The organism is Streptococcus suis YS161 (assembly GCF_002760245.1).
Taxonomy (GTDB): Bacteria; Bacillota; Bacilli; order Lactobacillales; family Streptococcaceae; genus Streptococcus; species Streptococcus suis_I.
The window spans coordinates 1-7,645 of the sequence record NZ_ASCA01000075.1 but is presented as its reverse complement, the minus strand read 5'-3'; the positions used below and the strand labels follow the sequence as shown (position 1 = coordinate 7,645).

Below are 7,645 nucleotides of genomic sequence, written 5' to 3'. Positions count from 1 at the left end.
GTGCTCGCGCTGGTTGACGCTGAAGTACTTGCCGATTCGCTAGCACTCATTGAAGCGGACTCGGACGCTGAGGTACTTGCCGATTCTGAAGCGCTTGTACTTGCGGATTCTGACGCTGAGGTACTTGCAGACGTTGAAGCAGACGTGCTCGCGCTCGTTGACGCTGAGGTACTTGCCGAAGTTGAGGCAGATGTGCTTGCGCTCGTTGACGCTGACGTACTTGCCGAAGTTGAAGCTGAAGTACTTGCAGATGTCGAAGCGGACGTGCTTGCGGACTCTGACGCTGACGTACTTGCAGACGTTGAGGCAGACGTACTTGCTGAGGTCGAAGCGGACTCAGATGCTGATGTACTTGCAGATGTCGAAGCGGACGTGCTTGCGGACTCTGACGCTGACGTACTTGCAGATGTCGAAGCACTTGTGCTGGCGCTAGTTGATGCAGACGTACTTGCGCTCGTTGAAGCGCTTGTGCTTGCGCTGGTTGACGCTGAAGTGCTTGCGGATTCTGACGCTGACGTACTTGCGGATGTCGAAGCGGACGTGCTTGCAGATTCTGACGCTGACGTACTTGCAGATGTCGAAGCACTTGTACTTGCACTTGTTGACGCTGACGTACTTGCACTTGTTGATGCTGACGTTGAGGCAGATGTGCTTGCAGATTCTGATGCACTTGTACTTGCTGATGTTGAAGCGCTTGTGCTTGCGCTAGTCGATGCTGATGTACTTGCTGACGTTGAAGCACTGGTACTTGCGCTAGTTGATGCTGATGTACTTGCCGAAGTTGAGGCACTGGTGCTTGCTGACTCGGACGCTGAGGTACTTGCCGAAGTTGAAGCGGACGTGCTTGCTGATTCTGACGCTGAAGTACTTGCTGACGTTGAAGCACTTGTGCTTGCGCTAGTTGATGCTGATGTACTTGCTGATGTTGAAGCACTTGTGCTTGCGCTAGTTGATGCAGACGTACTTGCACTTGTTGACGCGGACGTGCTTGCTGAAGTTGAAGCACTGGTACTTGCACTTGTTGATGCTGACTCTGACGCTGATGTACTTGCAGAGGTCGAAGCGGACGTGCTCGCGCTGGTTGACGCTGAAGTACTTGCCGATTCGCTAGCACTCATTGAAGCGGACTCGGACGCTGAGGTGCTTGCAGATTCTGACGCACTTGTACTTGCACTTGTTGACGCGGACGTACTTGCGCTAGTTGATGCTGATGTACTTGCTGATGTTGAAGCACTTGTGCTTGCGCTAGTTGATGCGGACGTGCTTGCACTTGTTGACGCTGACGTACTTGCCGAAGTTGAAGCACTTGTGCTTGCGCTAGTTGATGCAGACGTACTTGCGCTAGTTGATGCGGACGTGCTTGCGCTGGTTGATGCAGACGTACTTGCCGAAGTTGAAGCTGAAGTACTTGCGCTAGTCGATGCTGACGTACTTGCACTTGTTGACGCTGAGGTACTTGCCGAAGTTGAGGCAGATGTGCTTGCTGACGTCGAAGCGGACGTGCTTGCGGATTCTGACGCACTTGTACTTGCACTTGTTGACGCGGACGTACTTGCGCTCGTTGACGCTGAGGTACTTGCCGATTCTGAAGCGCTTGTACTTGCGGATTCTGACGCTGACGTACTTGCAGACGTTGAAGCAGACGTGCTCGCGCTCGTTGACGCTGAGGTACTTGCCGAAGTTGAGGCAGATGTGCTTGCGCTCGTTGACGCTGACGTACTTGCCGAAGTTGAAGCTGAAGTACTTGCAGATGTCGAAGCGGACGTGCTTGCACTTGTTGACGCTGACGTACTTGCCGAAGTTGAAGCACTTGTGCTGGCGCTAGTTGATGCAGACGTACTTGCGCTAGTTGATGCGGACGTGCTTGCGCTGGTTGACGCTGAAGTGCTTGCGGATTCGGACGCTGAGGTACTTGCAGATGTCGAAGCGGATGTGCTTGCTGACGTTGAAGCGGACGTGCTCGCGCTGGTTGACGCTGAAGTACTTGCAGATGTCGAAGCGGACGTGCTTGCTGAAGTTGAAGCACTTGTGCTTGCGCTAGTTGATGCGGACGTGCTTGCACTTGTTGACGCTGACGTACTTGCCGAAGTTGAAGCACTTGTGCTGGCGCTAGTTGATGCAGACGTACTTGCGCTAGTTGATGCGGACGTGCTGGCGCTGGTTGACGCTGAAGTGCTTGCGGATTCGGACGCTGATGTACTTGCAGATGTCGAAGCGGACGTACTTGCTGAAGTTGAAGCACTTGTGCTTGCGCTAGTTGATGCAGAGGTGCTTGCGGATGTCGAAGCGGACGTGCTTGCACTTGTTGACGCTGATGTACTTGCAGACGTTGAAGCGGACGCGCTGGCGCTAGTTGATGCAGACGTACTTGCGCTAGTTGATGCGGACGTGCTTGCTGAAGTTGAAGCACTGGTACTTGCGCTAGTTGATGCTGACGTACTTGCGGATGTCGAAGCGGACGTACTTGCACTTGTTGACGCGGACGCTGACGCTGAGGTGCTTGCGGATGTCGAAGCGGACGTGCTTGCAGATTCGGACGCTGAGGTACTTGCACTTGTTGATGCTGACTCTGACGCTGATGTACTTGCGCTAGTTGATGCAGACGTACTTGCTGACGTTGAGGCAGATGTGCTTGCGCTGGTTGAGGCAGACGTACTTGCTGAGGTCGAAGCGGACGTGCTCGCGCTGGTTGACGCGGACGTGCTTGCAGATTCTGACGCACTTGTGCTTGCAGATGTCGAAGCGGACGTGCTCGCGCTGGTTGACGCTGAGGTGCTTGCGGATTCTGACGCACTTGTACTTGCGCTAGTTGATGCAGACGTACTTGCACTTGTTGATGCTGACTCTGATGCTGACGTACTTGCACTTGTTGATGCTGACTCTGATGCTGACGTACTTGCGGAGGTCGAAGCGGACGTGCTTGCACTTGTTGAGGCTGACGTACTTGCTGACTCTGACGCTGACGTACTTGCCGATTCTGATGCACTTGTGCTTGCGGATTCTGACGCTGAGGTACTTGCAGATGTCGAAGCGGATGTGCTTGCGCTAGTCGATGCTGACGTACTTGCTGAGGTCGAAGCGGACGTGCTTGCTGATTCTGACGCTGAGGTACTTGCTGACGTTGAAGCAGACGTGCTCGCGCTGGTTGATGCAGACGTACTTGCGGATGTCGAAGCGGATGTACTTGCAGACGTTGAAGCGGACGTGCTTGCACTTGTTGACGCTGAGGTACTTGCTGACTCTGATGCTGACGTGCTCGCGCTGGTCGATGCTGATGTACTTGCGCTGGTTGAAGCTGATGTACTTGCTGACGTGGACGCGGATGTACTTGCACTTGTTGAAGCGGACGTGCTCGCGCTGGTTGAGGCAGACGTACTTGCTGACGTGGACGCGGACGTGCTCGCGCTGGTTGAGGCAGACGTACTTGCTGACGTGGACGCGGATGTACTTGCGCTAGTCGATGCGGACGTACTTGCACTTGTTGACGCTGATGTACTTGCAGACGTTGAAGCGGACGTGCTTGCGCTAGTCGATGCTGACGTACTTGCTGAGGTCGAAGCGGACGTACTTGCCGAAGTTGATGCACTTGTACTTGCTGAGGTCGAAGCTGACGTACTTACTGAAGTGCTGGCGCTGGTTGAGGCGGAGGTGCTTGCAGACTCGCTGGCTGATACTGAGGCAGACTCAGAATTTCTGTCAGTAACCTTTAAAGTATACGTTTTCTCAGTCTTAGCACCGTAGGCATCTGTCGCTGCTACAGTTACCGTATAGATTCCTGCTACTAATGTCTCTACTGGAACATTCGGCTGGCTTCCTTGATAAACAATACTACCTTTTGCATCCTTTACCGTATAGGTAATAGTGGTTGTAAGACTATCATTTGGGTCTCTGTCATCTTCCGCATCCGTCACAGTAACACCAGTAGAGATATCAATCGTTGTTTTTCCACCACGGTCAACGGTTTGATCAGAAACTGTCACTGTAGGTGCTTGGTTAGCTCGGTAGGTAATTGGAACTTGAACATCCTTATAAACGCCTTGAGCTGTGGTAATACGCACTGTTGCCGTACCATCTGTCGTAGGAATAGATGATATTAATCTCTTCGAATAACTGATAGTACTTCCACCAGTTGAAACTGTTACTGCATTCAATACTTCCTGTTCAGACGGAGTATGTTTATACAAACGATTCTTTAGTGAGTTGTTTGCTGTCGCATCCATCACCCAGACTTTGAAGTTCTGAAGCTGTGTTGCATTTCCAAAGGAATCCGTAAATATCAAACTTCTTGAATAGACACCGACGTTATTAAAGGTAGCACTTGCAGTTCCTGAAAATGCCCCGGTTGACTGGTTGATTGTAAAACCTGAATCCGTTTCTTCTACACGACTCGTTCCATCTGCTTGCGTTCTGTAGAGACGAACACTTGAAAAACCATTCGCATCTGTTGCAGTAACAGGATAAACTGCATTTGTCCTATCCTCTGTCTGGATACTTGTACCCTTAAAGATGGCCATATTGCTAATGCCAGTTATGGTCGGGGCACTATCGGTAACACTTAGTGTATAGCTAGTCGTTGCCGTCAAGCCTTCAGCATCACTGCCCGTCACTTCTACAGTGTAAGTTTTAGTTGGGTCAAGCGTACTCGTATTTATCGTCATCTGACTTGTGTTTGTAATAGTACGAATGACCGTATTTGTTGACGCATCTTTTAGGACGATTTTTGTAACTGATGGAGTAAGGTTGTTTGCTTCGTCCTCAACATCACGGACAGTTACTCCTGTTCTTAGGTCATATGTTGCAACTGCACCCTTGTCTACCGTTCGATCAGCTGCTGTAATCGTAGGAGCTTGGTTAGCTCGGTAGGTAATTGGAACCTGAACTTCCTTATAGACGCCTTGATCTGTGGTAACACGTACAGTTGCCGAACCATCTGTCGTAGGAATAGAGCCTATAATCTCTTTTCGAACACCTATACTTCCGCTAGAAGTCCCTTGAATCGTAACCTGATTAAGAACTTGGTTAGCAGTTGGCGTTGTTTTGTAATTTTGTTCTAGACTGCCAGCTGTAACATCATAAACATAGAGTTTAAAATTCGTTAGACCAGAAACATTTCCCAGACCATCCGTAAACTCCATGCTCCGACTATAGACGCCTGGATTTCCCTGATAACTTGCTCCTGTTGTGCCAGAGAAGGCTCCTGTTGTCTGATCAATTGTAAAGCCTGATGTTGTATCTTGGTCACCTTTCGTACCGTTCGATCTGGTGATATACAAACGAGCACCTGAAATACCATTTGGATCTGTTGCGGTCACTGGTGTAATGCTTGTTCCCCCATTTGTCAATGCAATCGGGGTGTTCTTGAAAACAGCCATATTGTTAACAACAGTCGTTGTAGGTCCAGTATCGGCAACTCTCAGTGTGTAAGTTCCTGTGGTAGTTGCGCCATCATTATCTGTACCTGTCGCACGAACAGTGTAGGTCTTACCAAGTGTTAACGTAGAGGTATTGATGCGGGTAGCTGTCCTATCCGTGACTGTCTGAACGACACTACCAGTATCATCTAGAACTTCATACTTGGTTACCTTTGGTGAAGTGGCTGTACGGTCTTGTGATGATCCATCTTCGGCATCCAAAACGACAACTCCTGTTGATAAGTCATAAGTTGACTGACTTTTATCTGCAACTTGTGCGCTTGATGTAATCGTAGGAGTTTGGTTAGCACTGTAATTAATCGGAACCTGAACATCTTTGTAAACACCCTGAGCTGTCGTTACTCGTACAACAGCATATAAGGTCTCCGCAACACCAGTCGAATCAGGGATAGAGACAACAGACTTCGTCACAGTAGTTGAACTGCTGCCCATCGATACAGTTACCGCATCCTTAACTTCCTGTTCAGATGGTTTATCCTTATGGGCACGAGAGAGGGTAGAGGCCGCCGTATCAATAATGTAGAGTCTGAAATTGCCAGATGTTGAACTGTTATTGAGGCCATCGGTAAAGGTCATAGTTCGAGTAAAGTAACCAGTACCACTTGCTTGCGAGATTGTCCCGCTTAGGGCACCAGTCGTTGTGTTGACTGAGAGGCCCGTAGCTGCGCTAATTGTCGAGTTTGTAATGGTTTTAGCCTGTTGTTCAACTGTATTATTGACACCATTAACAGCATCCCTCTCAGTCGCCACTACTGGTCGGATGCTATTGCTGCCATCTGTTGTTGCAATGGCTGTACCAGCAAAGACAGTGTAATCTGTCACAGATTCAATGGTTGGTGGGTAGTTTACCAGTACGGTTGCTGTTGTACTGATGCCCTGCCCAGTCGTCACCAATACAGGGATAGCTGTCGTCACATTTGCTGCTGGCGGTGTACCTTGTACTTGATAACGCAAGGTTGTCGCCGCAGTTGACCCATCCCAAGGTCTTTGGTTATCAACCCAACTTTTAGCAACATTTTCAATCTCTGAAGCTGTTGCTACGACTCCTGTTCCTTTATTGACATAGCCACTTGGTACAGCAACGGCAGTTAGCTTGATACCTGCGGCTGTGCCGAGAGTGTTACGTTTTCCAGCTGCATCAACAACAAATGGCCAGCGAGAAAGATAATCAGTGTCTCTTGATTGGAGGTTATTTCCGTCAAACAGGTTTGGTTTAATCATTGATCCCGCAGGGATATAGATTTCCCATTGATCTGTCGTTCCAGCTTTTCGACGAACTCCTAGTCGGACTGCATTACCATTGGCATCTACCAGTTGATCGTTGAGGTTATTGTAATTATCAAGAGTTCCTCTATCATCCGTGTACGCCACACCCCATTTTTGCCAAGTGCTTGGATCAGATGCCTCTGTCACTGTTGCAAGGACAAGATCCACCGTCGTCGTTTTACCGTAGAAGAAGTAAACTGTATTTGGATACGTAACAACCGGTGCTGTCGTATCAGTTGCTCGCGTGCTCGTTCCTTCGGCAACACGCAACATACCGGAAGCTGCTTGGATTTGATTGATTCGACCAGTCAAGGAGATAGCTGCCTGACCAGCCTTTTGGCTCATCGCGTCCACTTCCTCTTGGCTGGCTGATGTGGAAGCTCGTAGTTCCGTTGCCTCAGTTAAAGCAGACTGCGCATTTTGCAGAGCTGTTTGGTAACGTTGGTACTTGGCCACAGTCGTTGTGGATGCATCAATTATCGGCGAGGAAAGGGCTTGGTTCAAGCTCGCCAAGGCATTGTCCAAGTTTGTGTAATCGATCCCTTCAGATGTGCTAGCTGTTTCAACAACGACATGATCTTTATCAATGAGTGTATCCGTAGTTTCTTCAAGCTGTTGCTCTACTGCAGCGACTTGCTCCTCACCAAAAGCCGATGTCATGACAGCAGCTCCCGTGACGGCTGCCCCCGAAGCTAACATAGCTTTCAGGTACTGGTAACGTTGACTTTCTAATCGCTCTGAACTATCTACAAGAGGTACTGAAACTGTTTCCTGCCCTTTCCCTCGAATGACACGCAAAAGGCTGAGTTGAGACATAACAGTCCGAACCCAGTTTTTACCTGATTTATGCATCTTGACACGGCTCTTACGTCCAACCTCATCAAAATCTTTGTTAAATCGCTTACGATTCATGTTGACTCCTAGTATATAAATTTAATCCCTAAAAA

At 49.4% G+C, this 7,645-nt stretch carries 2 pseudogenes; both read right to left on the bottom strand.

The annotated features are described in order from the left end of the window. Positions 1 to 3,215: pseudogene (locus tag SST111_RS12645) on the bottom strand (hypothetical protein); the annotation flags it as partial. Positions 3,216 to 7,370: 4,155 nt separating this feature from the next. Then, a pseudogene (locus tag SST111_RS12640) lies at positions 7,371 to 7,610 on the bottom strand (accessory Sec-dependent serine-rich glycoprotein adhesin); the annotation flags it as partial. Between the last annotated feature and the right edge of the window lie 35 nt (positions 7,611 to 7,645).